Below are 23,347 nucleotides of genomic sequence, written 5' to 3'. Positions count from 1 at the left end.
CCGCCATCGCATAGCGTTGGGGGCGATGACCGACGACGCGGATGCGGAACGCGGCGGCACCGGCGGCCGTCCTCCCACCTTCACCGCATGGCTGCGGAACCGGACCGACGCGCAGCTGGCCGCTCTCTTCGCGCTGCGCCCCGACCTGGTCACTCCCGTACCCGCCGACATAGGCGCCCTCGCGGCCCGAGCCACCGCGCGCCCGGCGGTGCTGCGGGTTCTCGACCGGCTGGACCGGTTCGGCTTGCAGGTACTCGAGAGCCTGGTCGCACTGGGCGACGACCGCCTCGGCGGCCCGCCGGGTGTCGAACGCGCGCGGGTCGCCGACGCGCTGGGCGCACCCGCCGACCGGTTCGACAAGGCCCTGTCCGGCCTGCTGGAGAGTGCCCTGGTCTGGGAGGACGGCCCGCGGCTGCGACCGGTCGGCGTCCTGGGCGACATCCTGCGCACCCCCGCGGGACTCGGCCCGCCGCTGCGGGCGCTGCTGGGCGAGCGCCCGGCCGAGACGCTGGCGCCGATCGCCGCCGGACTCGGCGCCGTCGCGGGTGGCGCATCGGCATCCGCAGCGCCGGCGGGCTCGGGTCCCGCCGAGCGCATCGCCGCCGCGCTGGCCGACCCCGACCGGCTGGAGGAGGCGCTGGCCCTGGCCGGCGCCGACGCCCGCCCGGTGCTCGACCGGCTGCTGTGGGGCCCGCCGCAGGGCACGGTCTCCGGCGCGGCCCAGCGCGGCACCGAGTTGAGCGCGGCGGCCTCGCCCATCGACCGGCTGCTGGCGCTGGGCCTGCTGGTCCCCGCCGCCCAGGACACGGTCGCCCTGCCGCGCGAGGTCGCCCTGCACCTGCGTGGCGGCGCCCTCTTCGAGGAGGTGCAGGCCGACCCGCCGGAGCTCTCCGGCACACGGCCGGGCGAGACTGCTGTGGTCAGCTCCGCCGCCGGCCAGGCGTTCACCGCGATCCGCTCGGTCGCCGAACTGCTGGAGCGCTGGGCCGAGGACCCGCCAGGTGTGCTGCGCAGCGGCGGGCTGGGCACCCGCGACCTGCGCCGCGCAGCCCGTGAACTGGACGTCGACGAGACCGCGGCGGCGCTGTTCGCCGAGTCCGCCCGCGCCGCCGGGCTGCTCACGGCCGACGGCGAGGTCGATGGCGAGTGGCTGCCCACCCCCGAGTTCGACCTCTGGCGGGAGGCGTCCGCCGAGCACCGCTGGCTGCGGTTGGCCGAGGCCTGGTTGCGCTCGCCGCGGGTGCCGTCGCTGAGCGGCACCAAGGACGCGCGCGGCCGCTCCCGCCCCGCACTGGGCGAAGGACTGGACCGGCGCTCGGCACCCGAGGTGCGGCTGGACGTGCTGGGCACGCTGGCGTCCGCGCCCGCGGACGTCGCGCCCGCACACGACGGCGTCGCCGCCCGGCTGGCGTGGCTGCGCCCGCGCCGCCAGGGCCCCGGCTACGACGAACTCGTCACCGCGACGCTGCGGGAGGCGGCGCTCCTCGGGCTGACCGGGCGCGGTGCGCCGGCGCCGTGGGCCCGTGCCATGGCCGAAGAGCTGGACGCCGAGGACACCCCGCTCGCCGAGCGCGACAAGACCGCGGCCGGTGAGCTGCTGGCGGCCGAGCTGCCCGAGCCGCTGGAGACCATCCTGGTGCAGGGCGACCTGACCGCGGTCGCCCCCGGACCGCTGGTGCCGCACTTGGCCCGCGAGCTGGCGCTGGCCGCCGACGTGGAGTCCACCGGCGGCGCGACGGTCTACCGCTTCAGCGAGGGGTCGATCCGCCGGGCCCTGGACGCCGGCCGCGGAGCCGACGACCTGACCGCGCTGCTGGAGCGGCACTCCTCCACCGAGCTTCCCCAGCCGCTGCGCTACCTCATCGGCGACGCGGCCCGGCGGCACGGGCGGCTGCGCATCGGCACGGCCTCCAGTTACCTGCGCTGCGATGAGCCGACCATCCTGGACCAGCTCGCGGGTGACCGGCGGGCGGGCGACCTGCAGCTTTTCCGGCTGGCTCCGACTGTGATCGCCAGCCGCACCACCCGCCCGGTGCTGATGGGCCGCCTGGAGGAGTTGGGCTACCATCCCGTCGCCGAAGCCGCCGACGGCACCGTGCAGCTGACCGGCGCCGCTGCGCGGCGCGCCGATCCCGCCTCCGCAGCCTCGGCGGGCCGCGAGATGGACGAACCCGCGGCGCCGAACGCGGAGCTGCGCACGGCGGCCGTGCGGGCCGTGCGAGCCGGCGACGAGGCCGCCACGACCGCGCGCCGCCCGGTCTCCGCACCCGAAGGCGCGCCCCCTCGCTCGCCCACCGCCGCGACGCTGGCCGCGCTCTCGGAGGCCGCCACGCAGGGCCGGCGCGTGTGGATCGGCTACCTGGACGCCGAGGGCCGCGCCAGCAGCCGCATCGTCGAACCCGCCCGCGTGGAGGGCGGCTACCTCACCGCCTACGACGCCACCCGCGCGGCCGTCCACCGCTTCGCGGTACACCGCATCACCGGGGTGGCCGACCTGGACGCCTCCCAGCCCTCCGGCACCTGAGCGCGCGGGTCGCGGCCGCGACCCGCGCGGCGGGGCGGCCGACCAGCTAAGCCGTTGGTTAAGAACGCCGGTCTGCTGGGTGGCCTTGCCGGACTGCCGGGTGTCGGGCGGACTCGACGGGAAGGCCGCAGCGAGCACGGCGGGTGGTCGGGCCTGCGGTCATCGGGCCGGGTGATGCCGGTGACGGCCGCCGGCGAAGCGGCCCCGGTCCGCTGGGCGGCCTTGTCGGTCTGCCGGGCGACGGGTGGACTTGACTGAAAAGCGGCGGCGACGGTGGCGGAGGGCTGGGCCCGCGGACATCGGTTCCGGTGCTCGCCGGTGGTCCGCCCGACGAGGCGGCGGCGACGCCGACGGGGCCGGGCCCCGCGGTAGTCGGGGCGGCGGTCACCGGCCCCGGCCGCGGGTGGTCGAGCCCCGGGGCGCCGCCCGGTTGTCGGGCGGGCCTGATGCGGGGCTCCCGGCGGCGGTCGTGCGGCCGGAATGGGGGTCACGAGATGCACGTACGTGCGGTGGCATGGGCATCGGTGCCGCCCCGCGATGCCGCCCTTGCACCGTGATTCCGCGATACGAAATAATGTGGGGTGCTTTGTCCACCAATGCCCGATTACCCTGTGGGTCCGCGGCCGCGCTGCGGCGGCGGTGGCCCACGAAGCGCGCCGAATGGCGCGAAAACAGCCCCGGAGTCAACTTTTCGTGCGTCTCGTGGCCGCGGCGCTCGCCGAGGCCGCCCGCAAAACGGGCATAGACCCACAAAAGCCCACCCCATCGGGGGGTGCGACTCCCCGCGGCCGCGCCCGGGCGCAACGAGCGACGTGTCGTCGCCCCCGGCCCCCGATCCGGCGCACCCCCGAGCCGCGCGAGCACCCGCGACCGCGCCACACCGCGCGGCCGTCCAGCCTGCGCGGGCCCGGCCACAACACGGCGACACCACGTCGGCCAACCGGCGCCGGTATGTCCGGTATGCCGGTTCACCCGGCGATGATCGCGAAATTATGACCGGCGGAATGCGCTTTCCAGCGACCATAAGTTCACGATAGACGGGAGAAGCCGCGCCGGTGCCGCCCAACGCAGGGTCTTAACCAGACAGCGGCCGGAATTTGGCAAAAGCCACGCGTTGGATGCACCGACCGGCCTGCGGCGGCCGAACGCCGCCCCCGCTGCCCCGCCGGGCGCGCCACCGGCGGGCACCCGGTGCGTTGGGCGAGGGCGCCACCCCGAGCCGCCCCCGCCGCAACCGCCACCGGCGAGCACCCGACCCGGTGACCGCGGGCCCGGCCCCGCTGCCGCCGTCGCCGCCGCTTTTCCGTGAGGCCGCCCGCCGTCCGGCAGGTCACAAGGCCGCACAGCCAACCGCTGCCGCCTCGTCGAATGGGCCACCGGCGAGCACCCGAACCGACAACCACAGGCCCGGCCCCGCTGCCGCCGTCGCCGCCGCTTTTTCTCCAGGTCACCCGCTTCCCGGCAGACCGACAAGGCCGCCCAGCAGACCCGACCCGCCCCGGCTCGGCGCACCGCCACCGGTGGGCCCCGCTCCCTCGACCGCGGGCCTCGGCCCGCCCCGTCTCCGGTGCCCGCTGCTCCCCATCCTTCAGCCCGCCGCCCGGCCGGGGGCAAGGCCAAGGGCAAGTCGGCGTAGTGGATGGGAGCCGTACGCAAGTCGCGCACTGCCACACCCAACTCATCTTCGGACGCCCCGTCGTCAAGCCGCTACAGCGGCTCAACGAGGACTGAGCGTCACCGGCGCGAATGCCGGCAGGCGAGGCGGGCACCGGCCGAGGAGCCGCAATGGGCACGGGACGGGCCTATCGGCGGGGATTCGGGCTAGATTGCTGCTGGGACGGACGGGCATCCGGCGCGAGAGGGTGTCCGGACCGACGTGTAGAACGCCCGCGGATCGGCCGAGCGGCCGGAGGAGGATGGCGAACCCCCATGAGCAACCAGTCGCTGCCGCCCGGCGCTTCCTCGCCGAGCGACGAGCCGCCGCGCGGCCGCCGCGGGACCGGTCACCGCGAACCCGGCCCCCGCGACACCCCTCCGCGCGAACCCGGCCCCCGCGAGCGAAGCCGCGAGGACGCGGGAGCGGAGCGGGACGCGCGGCGCGGCGGGGCCGACGGCGATGAGCCCCAGGCACCGCCCGCGGGAGCAGCCGGCAGTCCGATGATGGCGCTGGTCCTGCACGCACTGACGTTCCTGTGCTGCTTCAACTGGATCTTCGGAGTCATCGGCATCGTCTTCGCCGTGCGCGCGGGCCACAAGCGCGACCAGGGCAGGTACGTCGAGGCCGAGACCCTCACCCGCTACTCCTGGTACAGCCTGGGCGCGGCCGCGGTGATGTTCTTCGTGATGCTGGTGTCGACCCTGTGGCTGTTCACTCAGGCGGGATCGCTGTTCGAGGGCGTGGTGGTCCCCTACTGAGTCCGCGGGCCCCGGTGCCGCGGCACCGGGCGCGCTTGCCACGCGGGCCCGTGCGCACACTACGCTGGTGGCAGGATCGGGTCTTGCGACGGCGAGCCGGGCCCGGCCGCCCCCGGCGGTGTGGCGGCCCGGCGCACCGGGGCGAGCACGAAAGGCGGGAACCGATGAGCGAATCCTGGAGTCCGAAGACCTCCTATTGGGAGAACGAGCCGGCCACCGGCCTCGACCGGTATTCCGCGCCCTCCCACCCGCACCACGGGCCCGCCGCGGATTCCCCCCTTGCATCGCCGACCCCGCAGCACGCGCAGCCGCCGCTCGCCGGGTATGCGCAGCCCGGTTCTCCGGGGCCCTCCAGCCACGCGGGTCCCGGTTTCCACCGTCCTGTGCACAGCACGGGTGCCGTCCCGGCCGGGATGCCCGCTCCCGCGCCGCGGTTCCCCCCGCCGTCCGGGCCCCCCGCACGCGTCGGCAGCGCCGTGGCGGCCCTGCTGTGCGCGGTGGCGACGCTGCTGTGCCCGCTGCTGTTCCTGGTGATGGGCTTCCCGGTGCTGATGCTGCTGGTGAACGTCCCCGCCATCGCCTTCGGCATCGTGGCGCTCACCCGCACCAGCGAGCCGATGGAGGTAGAGCGCTTCATCCGCTACACCTGGGCGTGCATCCTGGGCTACCTGCTGCTGATGGGCGTGATCCTGGTCGCGGCCGTCATGGTGGTCCTGGCCGTCACCTAGGTCCCGCTCCAGCCGCCCGGACGCCCGGCCGTTCGCGGATCGGGCCCCGAGCGCCGCCGGATCGGCCGCCTCGCCGGTTCTTTCGACCCGGGCCTTCTCCGCCGTCCGCGCGTATGGTTGTGAGCGGTGGCGCGGCCCCGGGCATATCACCGGCCGCTCCGGCGTTGCATGCCGTGGCGCGTCCCCGGGGCGACCGCCGCCGAGACCCCTGCTGCGAGGTACGTGTGTCCTGCCTGATCGTCCAGTCCGACAAGACCCTGCTGCTGGAAGTCGACCACGAACTGGCCGACGAGTGCCGCCGCGCCATCGCGCCGTTCGCCGAGTTGGAGCGCGCGCCCGAGCACGTGCACACCTACCGGGTGACCCCGCTGGCGCTGTGGAACGCGCGCGCCGCCGGGCACGACGCCGAGCAGGTCGTCGACGCCTTCATCAACTACTCCCGCTTCCCCGTGCCGCACTCGCTGCTGGTCGACATCGCCGAGACGATGGACCGATACGGCCGCCTGCGGCTGCAGGCCCACCCCATCCACGGCCTGGTGCTGCACGCGCTGGACACGGCCGTGCTGGAAGAGGTCGTCCGCGCCAAGAAGATCAAGGGCATGCTCGGCGAGCGGCTCGACGAGGACACGGTCGCCGTGCATCCCAGCGAGCGCGGCAACCTCAAGCAGGCACTGCTCAAACTCGGCTGGCCGGCCGAGGACTACGCGGGCTACGTCGACGGCGAGGCGCACGCGATCGACCTGGCCGAAGGCGACTGGGAGCTGCGCGGCTACCAGCGCGAAGCGGCCGACAGCTTCTACTCCGGCGGTTCGGGCGTGGTGGTGCTGCCGTGCGGAGCCGGCAAGACCATCGTCGGGGCGGCGGCGATGGCGCTGGCCAGGACTACCACGCTGATCCTGGTCACCAACACGGTCGCGGTCCACCAGTGGCGGAACGAGCTGCTGCGCCGCACCACCCTCACCGAGGAGGAGATCGGCGAGTACTCCGGCACCCGCAAGGACATCCGCCCCGTCACCATCGCCACCTACCAGGTCATGGCGGCCCGGAAGAAGGGCGTGCACAGCCATCTGGAGCTGTTCGAGGCGCGCGACTGGGGGCTGATCGTCTACGACGAGGTGCACCTGCTGCCCGCCCCCGTCTTCCGCATGACGGCGGACCTGCAGGCCCGCCGCCGCCTGGGGCTGACGGCGACCCTGGTACGCGAGGACGGCCGCGAGGGCGACGTGTTCTCCCTCATCGGCCCGAAGCGCTACGACGCGCCGTGGAAGGAGATGGAGAACCAGGGCTGGATCGCGCCCGCGGACTGCGTGGAGGTGCGCGTCAACCTCTCCGACTCCGAACGGCTGGCCTACGCCACCGCCGAGCCCGAGGACCGCTACCGCTTCTGCGCCTCCTCGGCGGCCAAGTCCGAGGTGGTGCGCGAGCTGGTGCGCCGCCACGAGGACGAGCAGGTGCTGATCATCGGGTCCTACATCGAGCAGCTGGACGAACTGGGCGATGCGCTCGACGCGCCGGTGATCAAGGGCGAGACCCGCGTCAAGGAGCGTGAGCGGCTGTTCGAGGCGTTCCGCTCGGGCGAACTGGGCACCCTGGTGGTCTCCAAGGTCGCCAACTTCTCCATCGACCTGCCCGAGGCGGGGGTGGCCATCCAGGTCTCGGGGTCCTTCGGGTCGCGCCAGGAGGAGGCGCAGCGGCTGGGCCGGCTGCTGCGGCCCAAGTCCGACTCCCGCAGCGCCCGGTTCTACGCGGTGACCGCCCGCGACACCGTCGACCAGGAGTTCGCCGCGCACCGGCAGCGGTTCCTGGCCGAGCAGGGCTACGCCTACCGCATCGCCGACGCCGACGACGTATTCGCGGGCGACGAACTCTGAGCTCGCTGTGCCGCCGGGCGGGCGGCACGCCGGGGGGCGGCCGCGTCCGGGCCCGGGCTCCGCTATAGCGGCGGCAGTGCCCCCAGCACCATGGTGGAGCCGGCCACACACCAGGCGATCAGCGAGTAGCCGAGGGTCTGCGTGCGCAGTGTGGGGTTGCGGCGCACCGCGGGTGTGGCGAAGGCGGCAGCCATGAGGACCAGCGCGAGCATCGCCGGAATCAGCGACGCGATCACGAACAGGCCCTCCTGTTCGGCACAGGACGCGTAGCCGGAACTGCCCGGATCGCCGCAGAACACGTAGTCTCCCGGTTGGCGCGAATGCACGGATGATCAGGCGGAGCGCCCACCGCGGTCCGGATGCGGAACCCCGCGACTGCCTTCGGCGCACGAGGTGCTGCCGCGGAAGGCTTCTATGACCGTATCGCGGTCCGCGGCGCGGCGCTCCCCGGGACGCCGCCGCTTCGCGCAACCCGGCGGCGCATTCCGTGCACGCCCCGGCGACATCCGCTTTACACGAAAGCACTCCGAGTCCAATGATGGGTGGCGACACGACACCGGAGGTGCCCCCATGACCGACGTCGCCGACTCCGCCGCCCCCGCCTCGCCCCCCGAACAGCGCCACGGCTTCCACTCGCTGCGCGCCGAAGGCCTCAACTGGGACTCCTTCCCCCTGCGGTTGTTCGCCAAGGGCAACGCCAAGTTCTGGAACCCGGACGACATCGACATGAGCCGCGACGCCGAGGACTGGCGGGAGCTGGGCGAGGAGGCCCGCTTCCGCATCATGCGGCTGTGCGCGCTGTTCGTCGCCGGTGAAGAGGCGGTCACCGAGGACATCCAGCCCTTCATCCGTGCCATGGCCGCCGAAGGCCGCCTGGGCGACGAGATGTATCTGACGCAGTTCGCGTTCGAGGAGGCCAAGCACGTCCAGGTGTTCCGGATGTGGCTTGACGCGGTCGGCATCACCGACGACCTGCACGCCCACGTCGACGGCAACCCCGGCTACCGCGCCCTGTTCTACTCCGAGCTTCCGGCGGCGCTGAACGCGCTGGCCGAGGACCCGAGCCCGCGCAACCAGGTGCGCGCCTCGGTCACCTACAACCACATCATCGAAGGCTCCCTGGCGCTGACCGGCTACCACGCCTGGAACCACATCTGCACCGCCCGCGGGATCTTCCCGGGCATGCGGGAGATCATCAAGCGCATCGGCGACGACGAGCGCAGGCACATGGCCTGGGGCACCTTCACCTGCCGGCGCCACGTGGCCGCCGACGCCCGCAACTGGGAGGTCGTCTCCGAACGGCTGAACGAGCTGCTCCCGCACGTCACCGCGGTCGTACAGCGCAGCAACGAGCCGGAACCCAGCGAGGACGAGAAGTGGTACATGCTCTCCGACAGGGAGCTGACCGACTACGCGGCCGACCGCGCGATGCGCCGGCTGGGAGCCATCGAGACGGCCCGCGGCATGCCGGTCTCCCGTATCGACGTCGACGCCTCGCCCGAGGAGCTGGAGGAGAGGTTCGGCGAGGAGGACCGCGAGCAGCTGAACCGACTCGGTTAGCCGCCGGGGCCGGACAGCCGCGGCACGCGGGTGACCGCCCCCGGCGGCGCCCGACCGCCGTGAGCGTTCTAGGCTCAAAGCCATGCCATCACCCGAAACCGGGGCCTCGTCCGACGCGGCGGAGGCCGCCGCGGAGCGCGTGGTCGACGCGCTCGCCTGGGTGCACGTCAGCGGTCGGCGGCTGCTGTGCGTGCGGACACACGGGCGCGGCCTCTACTACCTGCCGGGCGGCAAGCGCGAACCCGGTGAGAGCGACGAGGCCGCCGTGGTGCGGGAGGCGCGCGAGGAGGTCGGGGTGGAACTGCGCCCCGCCACGCTGCGGCCGTTCGCCGTCGTCGACGAGGCCGCCGACGGCTACCCGGAAGGCACGCGGGTGCGGCTGGCCTGCTACACCGCCGAGCACACGGGCGAGCCCGCCGCGGCGGCGGAGATCGCCGAACTGGCCTGGCTGACCGGAGGCGAGCGCGACCGCTGCGCTCCCGCGGTCCGCCGCGTCCTGGACGAACTGCACCGGCGCGGCGAGGTCGACTGAGGGTCAGCGCCCGCTCGCCTGCGCCGCTGTGCGGCCCGCCCGACCGGCGCCGCCGCCGGCGGCCGGGGCCGCCCCTGTCAGGCGGGCCAGACGGGCGTAGGAGTCGAGCATCGCGGCACGGTCGTAGGTGCTCAGGGTGACCAGCACCTCGTCGGCCCCGGTGCGATCCACCAGCGAGCCCAACTCGTCGGCGACCTGGTCCCCGGTGCCGTGGACATGACCGCTGAGCGCCTCGTCGAAGCGCGCCCGCTCCCGCTCGGTCATGTCCCGGGCGAGGATCTCCTCGGCCGGGCGCAGCGGCGGGAACTCCGCGTGGGTGCGCGCGTAGGCGTAGGACCACGCTTCGGGGACCAGCAGCCGGTACGCCTCGGCGGCGGTGGCGGCCGCCGCCACGGTCGCCGAGACCACCGTGTAGGGGCGCTCGGCCCAGCGGGAGGGGCGGAAGCGCTCGCGGTAGCGCTCGATCAGCTCGGTCATCCGGTCGAATCCCGCGATAGGCGCGATGACCAGCGGAAGTCCAGCTTCGGCCGCGATCACCGAGCCCTCTCCGGTGGCCAGCAGGAACGGCGCGACCGCGCCGCCCTCCCCGGGGATCGCGTGGACTCCGGGGTCGTCGGTCTGGTCGCCGCCGATGAAGCCGAGCAGCCGCGCCAGCTGGTCGGGGAAGTCGTCCGCGGCCCGTTTGTCCCGTTCCAGCGCGCGCCGGATTCCGGCGGTGAAGGCCAGCGAGCGTCCCAAGCCCATGTCGATGCGCCCGGGATACAGCGCGTCGAGGACGCCGAACTGCTCGGCGACGACGAGCGGCTGGTGGTTGGGCAGCATTACGCCGCCGGTGCCGACCCGGATGCGGGAGGTGGCCGCGGCGACGGCGGCGGCCAGCACGGTCGGCGCGGAGCCCGCGACACCGGGAACGCTGTGGTGCTCGGCCACCCAGAAGCGGTGATAGCCGAGGTCTTCGATGCTACGGGCGAAGTCCACCGTGTCGCGCAGCGCCGCCGCGGGGTCCTGGTCGCCGCGGACGCTGGAGCGGTCCAGGACGGAGAGCCGGACGCCGCGGAGGCGGCGCTGCGGTGCGAGCGAAGAGTTCACGCCCGTTGCAACACCGCGAACCGCGGCGCATTCCGAAGCACAGGCCGACGGGCGCCCGCTCGGCGGCCGGGCGCGCCCGGCCGGCGATCGCGTCCCCAGCCGTTCGCACCGGCGGGTCGCCGAGGGCTCCGGCACGGACACGTACGGCGACGAGTGCGGACGCGGAACACGGTCGGCGAAGAACACCCTGGGGATGGGCCCGGGCACCGCCTGTCCGCCGACGGCCGTGCGCGGCATCGGCGCCGTTCGGGACTTGCGTCAGCTACTTCGGGGCGCCCGCCGGTGAATCGGCGACGCGGCGCGTGCGCTCGGCTCCGGCGGCGCTCCCACCGCCGAGCCGGTCCGCGAGCACGCCGTCCACGCTGAAACGGCCCGGACCGTGCGCGATCAGCAGCAGATTGATCGCCGCCAGCACCATGACGTACTCGAAGCCGCCGTTCTGCTGCATCAGCCCGGCGCCGCTGTGCACGAACACCCAGGCGCCGACCATGTTCACCGCGAGAACGGCCGCCCCGACCCGCGTCACCAGGCCCAGCAGCACCAGCGCACCGCCGATCAGCTCGCCGTAGGCCAGAAAGACCGCGCTCAACTCGGGGAGAGGGATTCCCATCTCGCCCAGGCCGGGCGCCACCTGCGCCACACCCTGGTTGACGACCTTGTCCCAGCCGTGGGCGATGAAGACCGCCCCGATGCAGATGCGCACCACCAGGAACACCGCATCAGTCAGAACGGCGTCCGAACGTACCAGGTATTTCATCGGTTCTCCTCAGTCAGCGGCCCTATCCCAGCAGACCAGTTCGAACGCCGCCCGCGGAAATACCGATTGCTATGGACGTTATACCCTATGGGTATGGAAGACTTCGACCTGCGGGAATTGCGCTACTTCTTAGCCGTCTCCGACGAGCTCAATTTCTCCCGCGCCGCCGAGCGCCTGGGGATATCGCAGCCTCCGCTCTCGCGGGCCGTCCGGCGGATGGAGCGGCGCCTGGGCGGCCCGCTCTTCCTTCGGGAACGCAACGCCCTGCGGCTCACCGCCGCCGGCAGCACACTGCGCGACGAGGCGCTGAAGGTGCTGGAGGTCGCTTCGGCTGCGGCGCACCGCACGCGGCGCGCCGCAGAGGGGGCCGAGCGGCTGACCGTGACCGCGGCTCCGGGGCTCGGCATCCAGTTGCTGCGGCGGATCATCGAGACCTACGCGGCCCTGCCGGACGCCTGCGAGGCGGATATCGCCGTCAGCGGCTGCGGCAGCCAGGACGATGCGGTCCGCAGCGGGCGCGCAGACCTCGCGGTGCTGAGCACTCCCTACGCCGACGCCGGGCTGGAGATCCGCCCCCTGTGGTCGGAGGAGCGGGTCGCCGCTCTCCCGGCCGGCCACCGGCTGGCCCGGCGCGGGCTGCTGCGCTGCCGCGACCTGGCCGGTGAGGCGTTCCCCGTCTGGCCCGGAGTCTCGGGGCAGGCCCGCCGGTACTGGACCGGCCTGGACACGGCGGCCGATGTCGACGGCGGCGGTCGGCCGGGGCCGTCCGTCTACGACATGTCGCAGCTCATCGAGGTGATCGCGCTGGGCCAGGCGGTCGCCCTGCTGCCGCGCCACATGGCCGAGCGCAACCCGCGCGTCGACGTCGCCTACGTGCCGGTGGCCGACGCCGACCCGTTCTCCGCCGTGCTCGCCTGGCCGCAGGGACCCGCGGAGCCCGCCGTCGAGCTCTTCGTCGAGACGGCGGCCGACCTGTTCGAAGCGCCGCAGACCGCCGACGCCCGCCCGTCGGCGTGACGAGGAGCCGCCGACGCCCGCCTCCATTCCGGGAATCCTCGGAATACCGGATACCGACCGCCCCTGAAGCCCCATTCCCTCCGCCTCACCAGGAAGAATCCGACAACCCGCCGACACGACACAGCCCAGAAATACAGAGTGTCACCGGAGCCGCTTTCCCCGGCTCCAGGTAAACCGGTTCATCCCACCATTCCCATTCCGCGGTACGGCCACCTCCCTGGAGGGGTACGGCGAGGCCCATTCCGTGGATCGCACGTTCGCCGCGGTGCCATCCTCAGCCGGGCACGGCCCGCAGCCCGCCCGGTCGGCGACCGGTGAGGCGGGCCAGGACCGCCGAGGCGGACTGAGCGCGGTTCCGGGCCCTGTGCCGCAGATCGCCGATGGGGCTTGGCCGAACCTGCCGCGGACATGGCGACGGCAGGCCGCCTCCGCTGCGCGGCCTTGCGACCTGACGGGTAACGGGTGGTCGCAGGGAGAAGCGGCGGCGAGGACGGTGGTCCGCCAGCGGACGCATCGGCCGCCGACTCGCAGCCGACTGGCCCGGGACCGGTCGTTTCGGCGCCGGTGCTCTGGGCGAGTGGGCGGAGCGGGCTCAGGCCAGGGCCGGGAGGGTGGGCAGTACCGACGCGGGGTCCTCCACCGGCGTGCCGCCGCGGTGGACGGTGAGGCGGGCGCCGTCGGCGCGGCCGGACAGCCAGGCGAGGAGGTCGTGGGCCGGGGCTTCCGCGGTCAGCGGGGGGCCGGCGGCGGCGCCGATGCGGTACTCGGTGCCGGACTGCGCGTCGCGCAGCAGGACGGGCGGGAGGTCTTCGGTGGCGGCGAAGCGGTCGGTCAGCGTCGTGACCTCGACGGCGACGAACTCGGCGGGCCAATCGCCCGGACCGTAGCCGAGGTCGAGGTCGACGTGGTGGTACTCCACCTCGCCCAGACGCATCCACGGAATGCGCGCGGCGGGGAAGACGCGCCCGGTGCGGTGCGTGATCTGGAAGGACCAGGCGTCCTCGGGCAGCCCGCGGGCGACCGCGGCAAGCCGCTCGGCCGTGTCCTTGATGTCGGCGGCCTGGTCCTCGGGCATGCGCCCGGCGCCGTCCTCGATGTCCTGGTCGCGGACCTCGGCACTGGCGTACATGTCGGCGTGGCGGCCTTCGGCGGCGCCCTCCAGCACGCGGACCACGGCCTCGGCGTTGCGCGAGACGTGGGCCAGCACATGACCGCGCGTCCAGCCGGGCAGCAGCGAGGCGTCGCTGATCTGGTCGGGGCGGACATCCGATGCGGTGCGCAGCAGGCGGGCGGTGGCCTCCTCGACCAGGTCGAGTGCCACCAGGGGTTCGTCGGGCCGGATGCGAGGTGCGCTCATCGAGTCTCCTGTGCTGGTCGCAACGCCTCCGTCGCGGCACATCGGGCGGTCCGCGCAGGCGGGTCCGACGCTATCACCGCCGCAGCCCGCGGCAGGGCCGCTGCTCGCGGGGATCGGCGAAGCGGGACCGCAGCGGCGGGCGGCTAAGGCTGCCGATCCGGCGCCGCGGTGCCGACGGCGGGGTGCCGCACAAGCGAATCGGGCGGCCCCCGTTGCGGGGACCGCCCGATCGTCGCAGGTAGCTGGAGTTCGCGTACCGGACTCGCCGACCTCTCGGGGAGAGGTCTTAGAAGTCCATGCCGCCCATGCCCCCGGCGTCCGCACCGGCGCCGGCGCCGGCCTTCTCCGGCTTCTCGGCGATGACGGCCTCGGTCGTCAGGAACAGACCGGCGATGGAGCCCGCGTTCTGCAGCGCGGAGCGGGTGACCTTGGTCGGGTCGATGACGCCGTCCTTGAACAGGTCGGTGTACTCGCCCGTGGCGGCGTTCAGCCCGACGCCGGCCTCCAGGTTGCGCACCTTCTCCGCGACGACGCCGCCCTCAAGACCGGAGTTGATCGCGATCTGCTTCAGCGGCTCCTCGATGGCGCGGCGGACGATGTCGGCGCCGATGGACTCGTCGCCCTTCAGGTCCAGCTTCTCGAAGGCCGGGACGCCCGCCTGCAGCAGTGCCACACCACCGCCGGGCAGGATGCCCTCCTCGACGGCGGCCTTGGCGTTGCGCACCGCGTCCTCGATGCGGTGCTTGCGCTCCTTGAGCTCGACCTCGGTGGCGGCACCGGCCTTGATGACCGCGACACCGCCGGCCAGGCGGGCCAGGCGCTCCTGCAGCTTCTCGCGGTCGTAGTCGGAGTCGGTGCGCTCGATCTCGTTGCGGATCTCGTTGACCCGGCCGGAGATGGTCTCGGCGTCGCCGTTGCCGTCCACGATGGTGGTCTCGTCCTTGGTGACGACCACCTTGCGGGCGCGGCCGAGCATGTCCAGCTCGGTGTTCTCCAGCTTCAGGCCCACCTCTTCGGTGATGACCTGGCCGCCGGTCAGGACGGCGATGTCCTCAAGCTGGGCCTTGCGGCGGTCGCCGAAGCCCGGCGCCTTGACGGCCACGGACTTGAAGTTGCCGCGGATCTTGTTGACCACGAGGGTCTGCAGCGCGCCGCCTTCGAGGTCCTCGGCGATGACCATCAGCGGACGGCCGGCCTGCAGGACCTTCTCGACGACCGGAAGGAACTCGTTGTTGTTCGAGATCTTCTGGTTGGCGATGAGGATGTAGGGGTCCTCCAGGACCGTCTCCATCCGCTCCAGGTCGGTGGCGAAGTAGGGCGAGACGTAGCCCTTGTCGAAGCGCATGCCCTCGGCGAGCTCCAGCTCCAGCCCGAAGGTCTGCCCCTCCTCGACGGTGATGACGCCTTCCTTGCCGACCTTGTCCATGGCCTCGGCGATGGCGTCGCCGATCTGGCTGTCGCCGGCGGAGATGGAGGCCGTGGAGGCGATCTGCTCCTTGGTCTCGACCTCCTTGGAGAGGTTGGCCAGCTCCTCGCTGATGCGGGTGACCGCGGCTTCGATGCCCCGCTTCAGGCCGACCGGGTTGGCGCCGGCCGCGACGTTGCGCAGGCCCTCGCGCACCATGGCCTGGGCGAGCACGGTGGCGGTGGTGGTGCCGTCACCGGCGACGTCGTCGGTCTTCTTGGCGACCTCCTTGACGAGCTCGGCCCCGATCTTCTCCCACGGGTCCTCGAGCTCGATCTCCTTGGCGATGGAGACACCGTCGTTGGTGATGGTGGGGGCGCCCCACTTCTTCTCCAGGACGACGTTGCGGCCCTTGGGGCCCAGCGTCACCTTGACGGCGTCAGCAAGCGTGTTCATGCCGCGCTCGAGGCCGCGACGGGCCTCCTCGTCGAACGCGATGAGTTTGGCTGCCATAGACTTCTTGTCCTCCCGAGACCGGGCTGATACGCGAAGGTACGAGCCGATGCCCGCGACGGACGGCCGCGGCGGATCCGGCAACCCCTCTGCCGGAGTCCGCGGCCTCATCGCCTCGAACCAGGGGTTAGCACTCAGGTTCGCAGAGTGCCAGCGAACCCCTTTTTAGCACTCTCCCTATGCGAGTGCAAATGCCTCTCGGCAGAGTTCGCCGTGGAGTCACCCCCAGGTCAACGACGGCTCACCGCGGTCGCGGCCGCCTTCGCAGCAGCAGGGCCCGCGCCCCGCCGGGCGGCGGGACGCGGGCCCGGTGCGAATGCGCGGTCGGCGGCTCAGCAGCCTCCGGCCACCGCGGGGATGATGGAGACCTGGGTGCCCGCCTCGGTCGGCGTGTCCACCCCCTGGGCGAAACGCACGTCCTCGTCGCCGACGTAGACGTTGACGAAGCGGCGGATCTTGCCGTTGTCGTCGACGATGCGCCCCCGGATGCCGGGGTAGTTGGCATCGAGGTCGGCCAGCACAGCTTGCACGGTTTCGCCTTCGGCGCTCACCTCGGCCGCGTCCTTGGTGTAGGTGCGCAGGATGGTCGGGACTCGGACACTGACGCTCATGACTGCGGAATCTCCTTGACTTGCTCGCGGGCCGGCGTACCCCGGCGCGCGCCGCCGGGCTCGGCCGGACCGTGGGACGGGGGCCTGGGGGCTCGGCTCAGAACAGCCCGGCCTCCTTGAACACATCCAGGGACGGCTTGATGGTGGCGGTGACACCCGCTTCGACGGCGTTCAGAGTCTTCAGGCCGTCGCCGGTGTTGAGCACTACGGTCTCGGCGGCGGGGTCGAGCGAGCCTTCGTCGAGCAGCTTGCGCAGCACGCCGGTGGTGACCCCGCCGGCGGTCTCGGCGAAGACGCCTTCGGTGCGGGCCAGCAGCGAGATGGAGTCGACCACCGCAGCGTCGTCGACGCGGGCGACCGCGCCGCCGGTGCGGCGGCAGACGTCGAGCACGTAGGGCCCGTCGGCCGGGTTGCCGATCGCCAGCGACTTGGCGATGGTGTCGGGCTTGACGGGCTGGATGACGTCGTGGCCTTCCTCGTAGGCGGCGGCCACCGGCGAGCAGCCCGTGGCCTGGGCGCCGAACACCTTGTACGGGCGGTCCTCGACCAGGCTCAGCTCGACCAGCTCGCGGAAGCCCTTGTCGATCTTGGTGAGCTGGGAGCCCGAAGCGATGGGCACGATGATCTGCTCGGGCAGCTTCCAGCCCAGCTGCTCGGCGATCTCGTAGGCCAGGGTCTTGGAGCCCTCGGCGTAGTACGGGCGCAGGTTGACGTTGACGAAGCCCCAGTCCTCGCCGGCCGGGTCGCCGATGAGCTCGGAGCAGAAGCGGTTGACGTCGTCGTAGGAGCCGTCGATGGCCACCACCTGGCCGCCGTAGACGGCCGCCATGACGATCTTGCCCTCCTCCAGGCCGGCCGGGATGAACACGCAGGAGCGGAACCCGGCGCGGGCCGAGGCGGCGCCCACGGCGCCGGCCAGGTTGCCGGTGGAGGAGCAGGAGAGAGTGCGGAATCCGAAGGTGCGGGCCGCCTCGACGGCCATTGCCACCACCCGGTCCTTGAAGGAGTGGGTGGGGTTGGCGGAGTCGTCCTTGACGTGCAGCGACCGCATGCCCAGTTCGGCGGCGAGCCGGTCGGCCCGCACCAGCGGAGTCAGACCGGGGTTCATGTTGGGCAGCTCGGCGACGTTGCCCGGAACGGGCAGCAGGCCGGCGTAGCGCCAGATGTTGTTCGGACCGCTCTGGATGGCCTCGCGGGTGACCGAGCCGAACTCGTAGGCCACCTCAAGAGGTCCGAAACAGAACTCGCAGGCGAAGCGCGGTGCGAGGTCGTAGCGCTCACCGCATTCGCGGCACGACAGCGCGGCGGCCGGGCCGAAGGCGCCGGGGGCGGTGGTCTCCGTTTCGGTGGCGGTAATCGCCATGCGAGGCGTCTCCCCTCATCTTTCCTGTCGGACCGATCTGGCCCCAGGCCGGAGTTGGCACCTGCCTCGGCCGCCTCGCAGGATCGCGACAGCGCAAGCCGAGATGGTTGCCGGGGCTTCGCAGGGCCGGTCCCTCCACCCCTCTGGATGAGCAATGTGAAGTTGTTTGTCGTGGATCCGTGCTTCGACTCCGGGGGCACAGCCGAATCCGAAGCACACTCTAGCCCACGGTTCGTCCGTTTTTCCATGGAGGGTGATCCGGGTAACACGGCTGAGGGAGGCGCCACGGGGTAGCGGGGCGCACGCGTGCACCTGCCGCGCGCCCCGGCACCGAGGCCCGCCCGCGCGGCCCGCGACGCCCGCGCCGGAAGGGGTTTGCGCGCGCGTGCGGCAGGCGAGACCTATGACACCTTGCGCAGCGGGCCCTGTTGTCAGCCGCGCCGGTGTAGTGCAATGAAACTTCGGCGCAAGTCCGGGTTAATCAAGGTGAGAGGTGGGCGATCAGGTGGACAAGGCACAGATCCTCGTCGCTTCCAACAGGGGACCCGTGTCCTTCTCGATCAACGAAGACGGCTCCCTCGACTACCGCCGCGGCGGGGGCGGACTGGTATCCGGACTGAGCTCCGCGGCGGCCACCACCGACACGCTATGGGTGTGCGCCGCGCTTTCCGACGCCGACCGCACCGCCGCCGCCAACGCCCCCGAGGCGCGCCTGGACCTGGCGGGCTTCGACTTGGGCGGGATGCGGGTGCGGATGCTCGACATCCCCCCGGAGACCTTCGGCAACGCCTACACCCGCGTGGCCAACTCGACGCTGTGGTTCGTGCACCACATGCTCTACGACACCCCCAACAAGCCCCGCTTCGACTCCGCTTTCCGCGCCGAGTGGGAGGACTTCCGCGCCTACAACGCCGCCTTCGCCGAGGCCCTGCTGACCGGGTCGGCCGACAACGCGCGCGTGGCGGTGCAGGACTACCACCTCGCGCTGGTGCCGCGCATGCTCCGCGGGCGCCGGCCCGACCTGCGGATCGCGCACTTCTCGCACACCCCCTGGGCGCCGCCGGAGTACTTCCGGATGCTGCCCGCCGAGATCGGCCGCGAGCTGCTGGAAGGCATGCTCGGCGCCGACCACCTGGGATTCCTCAGCCGGCGCTGGGCCGACGCCTTCCTGCGCTGCTGCGAGGTCTTCCTGCGGGTGGACGTCGACTGGGCGCGGCGCACGGTGGAGTTCGGCGGCCGGGTGATCGACGTGGGCGTGCACGCCCTGGGGGCCGACGCCGAGAGCCTGCGCTCGCGGGCCGGCGCCGCCGACGTCGACGAGTGGCGCACGGCGCTGCGCGAGCGCGTGGGCGACCGCAAGCTCATCGTCCGCGTCGACCGCACCGAACTGTCCAAGAACATCGTGCGCGGCCTGGAGGCGTTCCGCGAGCTGCTGCGCGAGCACCCCGAGTGGCACGGGCGCGTCACCCACCTGGCCTTCGCCTACCCCAGCCGCGGCGACGTGCCGGAGTATCGCGAGTACACCGAGCAGGTCCAGCGGGTGGCCAAGGAGATCAACCAGGAGTTCGGCACGTCCTCGTGGACCCCGCTGGTGCTGGAGGTCAACGACGACTTCCCGCGCTCGCTGGCGGCCTACCGCATGGCCGACGTGCTGCTGATCAACCCGATCCGCGACGGCATGAACCTGGTCGCCAAGGAGGCCCCCGCGCTCTCCGACGACGGGTGCGCGCTCGTGCTCTCCAGCGAGGCCGGGGCGGCCGACGAGCTCGGCGCCGACGCGCTGCTGGTCAACCCCTACGACGTGAGCGAGACCGCGCGGGCGCTGCGCACGGCGCTGGAGATGGACGACGACGAGCGCCGCGCCCGCTGCGAACGGCTGGTGGAGAGCGCCACGGCGCTGCCGCCCCGCCGCTGGTTCGAGGACCAGCTGCGGGCGTTGAAGTAGACCGGTCGCCGGGGAGGCGGGACCGGGTCGGCCCCAGGCGCGCCACCGGGTCGCGCCTCGGGCCTTCCCGTGGCTACTCCGCCGCGGCGGGCTGGGTCTCGCGGGCTCGGGCGAGGATCTGCTCGACGACCTCGGACTTGGCGTCGGAGTACTGCTGGATGCTGTCCCAGGTGCGCTGCGCCAGCCGGCGCTTGGTGCGCTCGTAGAGGCCGCGCTCGGCCGCGTCGGCGCGCAGCCGGTCGCGGAACAGCAGCAGGCGCTCGGCCTCCGCCGCGCCGGGCGCGAAGACGTGCACGTTCGTGTTCACGTCGGGTCCGCGCAGCACGCGGTGGCCCGCCAGGTCGGGCTCGCGGTGCGCCGGCGCGTAGCCCGCCTGCTCCAGCGGCGGCAGGTAGGAGTCCTCGTCCGCGGGGTCGGCCACCGTTAGCAGCACGTCGACGCACGGCTTGGCCGCCAGGTCGGCGACCGCGGTGGAACCGACGTGCTCCACCGCCAGGGCCGCAGCGCCGAGCGACTCGCGAATGCGGTCGGCCTCGCGCTGGTACAGGTACGGCCACTTGGGGTCGGCGTCGACGATCACGACGCGGCCGTCGATGAAATGCGGCGGCGGCGCGGTCGCTCCCGTCGGCTGTTCGGTACCGCCGCCTCCCCGACGCGACGGCAGCGGTCGGGCGGCATCGGGCGATCGATCAGGGACCTCGTTGGGGGACATCTGGCCAGAGTTCTACGCCCGGCGCCCTTCGTCAAGCCTCATACCGGGGAAAACGCCTGCTCAGCGGTCACGTTGAGGCCGCGTTCGGTCACCGAACGGCGTCGCCGCAACGGGCTCGGGCGCTCGATCCCCCGCACCGCGGGCGTTTCGGTTCAGCGCCGCCGGCGGCCGGCGCGCCGGTGCCCGGTGGCCGCGCGGCGGGGTTCCCCGGCGCCGCCGCCTGCGGGAGAGCGGGTGCGGGTCTCGGCGCGAGCCCGTTCGGGCTCCCGGGAGGGCAGGCCGTAGGGGTTGGCGGTGGCGCGGCGCCACACCAGCACGCACCCGGCGGCGCCGAGCACGGCCAGCAGTGTGCCGCCGCTCCACAACGCCCAGACGGGCACGGCCGACTCCTGTTCGGCGGACCCTGCCAGGCCCGGGTCGATCAGCGGCTCGCCCTGCATCGCGGCCGCGCCCTCCTTTACGGCGGCCGCGACGTCGAGCACGCCGGCGCCGTAACCCGCGGCTCCCCGGCCCTCGGCGCCCGCTTGCGCGGACGAGGTCAGCACGTCGGCGACCTCCCCGGGGCGCAACCGGGGGTACTCGGCGCGCAGCAGGGCCGCGGCCCCGGCGACGAACGCGGCCGCCGGGCCGGTGCCGTCGAGGCTGGTATAGCCGCCGCCGGCGGCGGGCGCGCGGATGCCTGCGCCCGGTGCGGTCAGGTTCGCTCCAGAGGAGGGGGAGTCAGGGGTGAGGGCGAGGTCCTCGCCGACGGCGCCGACGGCCAGCGCGCCGTCGTATGCGCCCGGGTAGGCGGATTCGTCGGCGCCCGCCGGAGCGACGACGACCGCGCCCGTGCGGTTGGCGTAGCGGACGGCGGCCTGCACATCGTCGTCGGGTTCGGCACCGGCGGCCGCGGACAGCGCGACGACCTGCGCACCCTCGTCGGCGGCGTGGCGGATGGCCTCCACGAGGGCCCCGGGCGTGGCGGGTCCGCCCTCGTCGGCGGCCACGCGCAGCGACAGCAGGTCGGCGCCGGGGGCCACACCCACGATGCCGCCGGTGTACTCGCGGCCGTGCCCGCGCCCGGCGATGATGCCGGCCAGCGGGGTGCCGGAGGATCCGGGGCCCGATGCGGCGCCTTCGGTGAAGTCTTCGCCTGCGGTGACGCCGTCTCGCAGGTCGGGGTGAGAGGTGTCCACGCCGGTGCCGAGCAGCGCCACGAGCACGCCGTCGCCGCCGTTGCGCTCGGCGGCCTCCGGCGCGCCGACGGCGTCCATCCCCCACTGCTCCGGGCGCAGCGACTCGCCGCCCGCGGTGTCGGCCTGAGCGGGCGCGGCAAGCGGAGCCAGCAGCGCGACCGCGCAGGCGGCCGCCCAGACGGAGCGGGAGGCGGCCCGGTTACCGCGCATGGTGAAACCCCCGTGGCCTGTTTCGGTCGGTGGTGCGGACGGCGCCATTGTTCCACTTCTGCGCACTTTGGGGCGCTGTGGCGGCTGGGGCGGCACGGCACGCCCGGGCGGTGCCCGCCGCCGGACACCGGAAGGACAGGGAACTCTAACCCTGCGGCCCCATCCTGACTGTTCGGCTCCTCAGGCTCCGCGGGGAGTCGCTACCATGAGTCGCGCCAATCCGGACGAGGAGGCGCCCAATGTCAGATCCAGGGCTATTCGATCAACGACCGTCCGTCCCTTCCGGCAAAGCGGCGGAGACCTCCGGCGAGGAGTCCGAGCTTGCCGAGCGGGAACAGCGCATCCTGGCCTTCGAACGCCAATGGTGGAAGTTGGAGGGCTCCAAGGAGCAGGCCATCCGCGAGGAGTTCGGGTTTTCTCCCACCCGCTACTACCAGCTGCTCAACGGGCTGGTGGACCGCCCGGAGGCCCTCGCGTTCGACCCGATGACCGTCAAACGCCTCCGGCGGTTGCGCGCCGACCGCCGCCGCCAGCGCACCGCCCGCCAGCTGGGCATCCAGCTTTAGCCGGCGCAGGCGACACCCGAGCGCGCCACTTTTTCGAGGGCATATTCCGATCGTGGGCCCGCCCCGTCGAGGGGCGTCCCCCACACGCCCGCAACCACCCGAACGGGAACGAGACGACCGCTCATGCCATTGCCCAAGCCCGAGTCCGCAGCGGGCGCGGCCGCGCTGGACCGGATCGTGCAGCGCCCCGCCGAAGCCGTCCTGTCGTTCGACTTCGACGGCACGCTGGCACCGATCGTCTCCGACCCGCGCGACGCCCGCGCCTATCCCGGGGTCACCGCCGAACTCTCCCGCCTGGCGCCGTCGGTCGGGCGCCTGGTGATCATCACCGGGCGCCCGGCCGGGGTGGCGGTGGAGTACGGCGGCCTCGCGGACGTCGCGAACATCCTGGTACTGGGCCATTACGGCCTGGAGCGCTGGGAGGACGGCCGCCTCACCGCCCCTGAACCCCCCGCCGGGGTCGGTCTGGTCCGCGAGGAGCTGCCCGAGCTGCTGCGCCGCTCGGGAGCCCACGACGGCACCCGGATCGAGGACAAGGAGCATGCACTGGCGGTACACACCCGCGGCGCCGCCGACCCGGACGCGGCGCTGGAGACCCTGCGGATCCCGCTCGCGGCGCTGGCCCAGCGCGCCGGGCTCACCGTCGAGCCCGGCCGCCGGGTCATCGAGCTGCGGCCCGCGGGCATGGACAAGGGCGCGGCGCTGGCCGGCGTGATGGCCGACGCCGCCGAAGGCGCCGCGGTGCTGTACGCAGGCGACGACCTCGGCGACCTCGCGGCCTTCGACCAGGTGGAACGCCTGCGGGACAAGGGGGTCCCCGGGATCACGGTGTGCAGCGGCTCCGACGAGGTCGCCGAACTCGCCGCACGAGCCGACCTGGTGGTCGACGGCCCGGCCGGGGTCGCCGACCTGCTCGGCGCACTCCGCGAGGCGATCAGCGCCGCAGGCTGAGCGACCGCCGCCTTCGAAAAAGACCGGCGGTCGACCGGTCGGC

19 protein-coding genes and 1 riboswitch are annotated in these 23,347 nt (G+C 73.1%); of the genes, 10 read left to right on the top strand and 9 right to left on the bottom strand.

The genetic code is table 11. From position 1 onward, the window contains the following. The first annotated feature begins 25 nt into the window (after window positions 1–25). From EKD16_RS02205 to EKD16_RS02190, 4 genes are all read left to right on the top strand, one after another. A complete protein-coding gene (locus tag EKD16_RS02205) occupies window positions 26–2,524 on the top strand; it encodes a helicase C-terminal domain-containing protein (RefSeq protein WP_131096846.1) in 2,499 nt (832 codons plus the stop codon). A 1,929-nt stretch (window positions 2,525–4,453) separates the two neighbouring features. Then, window positions 4,454–4,939, top strand: a complete 486-nt coding sequence (locus tag EKD16_RS02200) for a CD225/dispanin family protein (RefSeq protein WP_131096845.1) — start codon at window positions 4,454–4,456, stop codon at window positions 4,937–4,939. 164 nt (window positions 4,940–5,103) lie between these two features. Continuing rightward, window positions 5,104–5,667: a hypothetical protein gene (locus tag EKD16_RS02195; RefSeq protein ID WP_131096844.1), complete on the top strand. Its 564-nt coding sequence runs from the start codon at window positions 5,104–5,106 to the stop codon at window positions 5,665–5,667. Window positions 5,668–5,891: 224 nt separating this feature from the next. Then, window positions 5,892–7,538: a DNA repair helicase XPB gene (locus EKD16_RS02190; RefSeq protein ID WP_131096843.1), complete on the top strand. Its 1,647-nt coding sequence runs from the start codon at window positions 5,892–5,894 to the stop codon at window positions 7,536–7,538. 62 nt (window positions 7,539–7,600) lie between these two features. On the opposite strand, the gene EKD16_RS02185 is transcribed toward EKD16_RS02190, so the two are convergent. Next, a complete protein-coding gene (locus tag EKD16_RS02185) occupies window positions 7,601–7,837 on the bottom strand; it encodes a hypothetical protein (protein WP_131101918.1) in 237 nt (78 codons plus the stop codon). Between the two features lie 271 nt (window positions 7,838–8,108). On the opposite strand from EKD16_RS02185, the gene EKD16_RS02180 reads away from it, so the two are divergent. Together EKD16_RS02180 and EKD16_RS02175 are read left to right on the top strand one after the other, a co-directional pair. Further along, window positions 8,109–9,098 carry a R2-like ligand-binding oxidase gene (locus EKD16_RS02180; RefSeq protein WP_131096842.1) on the top strand — a complete coding sequence of 330 codons (990 nt, stop codon included), beginning with the start codon at window positions 8,109–8,111 and terminating at the stop codon, window positions 9,096–9,098. 82 nt (window positions 9,099–9,180) lie between these two features. Beyond that, complete coding sequence (locus tag EKD16_RS02175) at window positions 9,181–9,630, top strand: NUDIX hydrolase (protein ID WP_131096841.1); 450 nt, start codon at window positions 9,181–9,183, stop codon at window positions 9,628–9,630. Window positions 9,631–9,633: 3 nt separating this feature from the next. Here the strand turns inward: EKD16_RS02175 and EKD16_RS02170 are convergent, their stop codons facing one another. Together EKD16_RS02170 and EKD16_RS02165 are read right to left on the bottom strand one after the other, a co-directional pair. Further along, complete coding sequence (locus EKD16_RS02170; protein WP_242677198.1) at window positions 9,634–10,719, bottom strand: MsnO8 family LLM class oxidoreductase; 1,086 nt, start codon at window positions 10,717–10,719, stop codon at window positions 9,634–9,636. Between the two features lie 262 nt (window positions 10,720–10,981). Then, window positions 10,982–11,476, bottom strand: coding sequence for a DoxX family protein (locus EKD16_RS02165; RefSeq protein WP_131096839.1), 495 nt, complete (start codon window positions 11,474–11,476; stop codon window positions 10,982–10,984). Between the two features lie 93 nt (window positions 11,477–11,569). Here EKD16_RS02165 and EKD16_RS02160 point away from each other — a divergent pair, with 93 nt between their 5' ends. Beyond that, window positions 11,570–12,493: a LysR family transcriptional regulator gene (locus EKD16_RS02160; protein WP_131096838.1), complete on the top strand. Its 924-nt coding sequence runs from the start codon at window positions 11,570–11,572 to the stop codon at window positions 12,491–12,493. A gap of 592 nt (window positions 12,494–13,085) precedes the next feature. Here EKD16_RS02160 and EKD16_RS02155 read toward each other — a convergent pair. The 4 genes from EKD16_RS02155 to thrC all read right to left on the bottom strand — a co-directional run bounded on the left by EKD16_RS02155 (window position 13,086) and on the right by thrC (window position 17,742). After that, entirely contained in the window at window positions 13,086–13,850 is a 765-nt protein-coding gene (locus tag EKD16_RS02155) for a maleylpyruvate isomerase family mycothiol-dependent enzyme (protein WP_165498474.1), read from the bottom strand. A gap of 286 nt (window positions 13,851–14,136) precedes the next feature. Beyond that, window positions 14,137–15,768 carry a chaperonin GroEL gene (groL, locus tag EKD16_RS02150; RefSeq protein WP_131096836.1) on the bottom strand — a complete coding sequence of 544 codons (1,632 nt, stop codon included), beginning with the start codon at window positions 15,766–15,768 and terminating at the stop codon, window positions 14,137–14,139. A gap of 332 nt (window positions 15,769–16,100) precedes the next feature. Continuing rightward, on the bottom strand, window positions 16,101–16,379 hold the full coding sequence (locus EKD16_RS02145; RefSeq protein ID WP_131096835.1) for a MoaD/ThiS family protein: 279 nt from the start codon (window positions 16,377–16,379) through the stop codon (window positions 16,101–16,103). Window positions 16,380–16,476: 97 nt separating this feature from the next. Then, window positions 16,477–17,742, bottom strand: a complete 1,266-nt coding sequence (gene thrC, locus EKD16_RS02140; RefSeq protein WP_131096834.1) for a threonine synthase — start codon at window positions 17,740–17,742, stop codon at window positions 16,477–16,479. Between the two features lie 12 nt (window positions 17,743–17,754). Continuing rightward, a riboswitch (SAM riboswitch) is annotated at window positions 17,755–17,896 on the bottom strand. A gap of 351 nt (window positions 17,897–18,247) precedes the next feature. Here thrC and EKD16_RS02135 point away from each other — a divergent pair. Beyond that, complete coding sequence (locus tag EKD16_RS02135; RefSeq protein WP_131101915.1) at window positions 18,248–19,687, top strand: alpha,alpha-trehalose-phosphate synthase (UDP-forming); 1,440 nt, start codon at window positions 18,248–18,250, stop codon at window positions 19,685–19,687. Window positions 19,688–19,760: 73 nt separating this feature from the next. Here EKD16_RS02135 and EKD16_RS02130 read toward each other — a convergent pair whose 3' ends face one another. Then, a complete protein-coding gene (locus EKD16_RS02130; RefSeq protein WP_131096833.1) occupies window positions 19,761–20,399 on the bottom strand; it encodes a GrpB family protein in 639 nt (212 codons plus the stop codon). A gap of 152 nt (window positions 20,400–20,551) precedes the next feature. Next, the gene (locus tag EKD16_RS02125; RefSeq protein ID WP_165498473.1) at window positions 20,552–21,787 is read right to left on the bottom strand and encodes a S8 family serine peptidase; all 1,236 of its coding nucleotides are present in this window, start codon (window positions 21,785–21,787) and stop codon (window positions 20,552–20,554) included. A gap of 239 nt (window positions 21,788–22,026) precedes the next feature. Between EKD16_RS02125 and EKD16_RS02120 the strand changes: the two genes are divergently transcribed. Then, complete coding sequence (locus tag EKD16_RS02120; RefSeq protein ID WP_131096831.1) at window positions 22,027–22,353, top strand: DUF3263 domain-containing protein; 327 nt, start codon at window positions 22,027–22,029, stop codon at window positions 22,351–22,353. A gap of 123 nt (window positions 22,354–22,476) precedes the next feature. After that, window positions 22,477–23,304, top strand: coding sequence for a trehalose-phosphatase (gene otsB, locus EKD16_RS02115; RefSeq protein ID WP_131096830.1), 828 nt, complete (start codon window positions 22,477–22,479; stop codon window positions 23,302–23,304). Window positions 23,305–23,347: the final 43 nt, after the last annotated feature.

Source organism: Streptomonospora litoralis, assembly GCF_004323735.1.
GTDB classification, from domain to species: Bacteria; Actinomycetota; Actinomycetes; order Streptosporangiales; family Streptosporangiaceae; genus Streptomonospora; species Streptomonospora litoralis.
This window is presented reverse-complemented; position numbering and strand designations above follow the sequence as displayed.

Bases quoted from the DNA above. Each gene is read 5' to 3' on its own strand.
- EKD16_RS02205 (WP_131096846.1), top strand. From the start codon at position 26: ATGACCGACGACGCGGATGCGGAACGCGGCGGCACCGGCGGCCGTCCT.
- EKD16_RS02200 (WP_131096845.1), top strand. From the start codon at position 4,454: ATGAGCAACCAGTCGCTGCCGCCCGGCGCTTCCTCGCCGAGCGACGAG.
- EKD16_RS02195 (WP_131096844.1), top strand. From the start codon at position 5,104: ATGAGCGAATCCTGGAGTCCGAAGACCTCCTATTGGGAGAACGAGCCG.
- EKD16_RS02180 (WP_131096842.1), top strand. From the start codon at position 8,109: ATGACCGACGTCGCCGACTCCGCCGCCCCCGCCTCGCCCCCCGAACAG.
- EKD16_RS02175 (WP_131096841.1), top strand. From the start codon at position 9,181: ATGCCATCACCCGAAACCGGGGCCTCGTCCGACGCGGCGGAGGCCGCC.
- EKD16_RS02165 (WP_131096839.1), bottom strand. From the start codon at position 11,476: ATGAAATACCTGGTACGTTCGGACGCCGTTCTGACTGATGCGGTGTTC.
- EKD16_RS02160 (WP_131096838.1), top strand. From the start codon at position 11,570: ATGGAAGACTTCGACCTGCGGGAATTGCGCTACTTCTTAGCCGTCTCC.
- EKD16_RS02155 (WP_165498474.1), bottom strand. From the start codon at position 13,850: ATGAGCGCACCTCGCATCCGGCCCGACGAACCCCTGGTGGCACTCGAC.
- groL (WP_131096836.1), bottom strand. From the start codon at position 15,768: ATGGCAGCCAAACTCATCGCGTTCGACGAGGAGGCCCGTCGCGGCCTC.
- EKD16_RS02145 (WP_131096835.1), bottom strand. From the start codon at position 16,379: ATGAGCGTCAGTGTCCGAGTCCCGACCATCCTGCGCACCTACACCAAG.
- thrC (WP_131096834.1), bottom strand. From the start codon at position 17,742: ATGGCGATTACCGCCACCGAAACGGAGACCACCGCCCCCGGCGCCTTC.
- EKD16_RS02130 (WP_131096833.1), bottom strand. From the start codon at position 20,399: ATGTCCCCCAACGAGGTCCCTGATCGATCGCCCGATGCCGCCCGACCG.
- EKD16_RS02125 (WP_165498473.1), bottom strand. From the start codon at position 21,787: ATGCGCGGTAACCGGGCCGCCTCCCGCTCCGTCTGGGCGGCCGCCTGC.
- EKD16_RS02120 (WP_131096831.1), top strand. From the start codon at position 22,027: ATGTCAGATCCAGGGCTATTCGATCAACGACCGTCCGTCCCTTCCGGC.
- otsB (WP_131096830.1), top strand. From the start codon at position 22,477: ATGCCATTGCCCAAGCCCGAGTCCGCAGCGGGCGCGGCCGCGCTGGAC.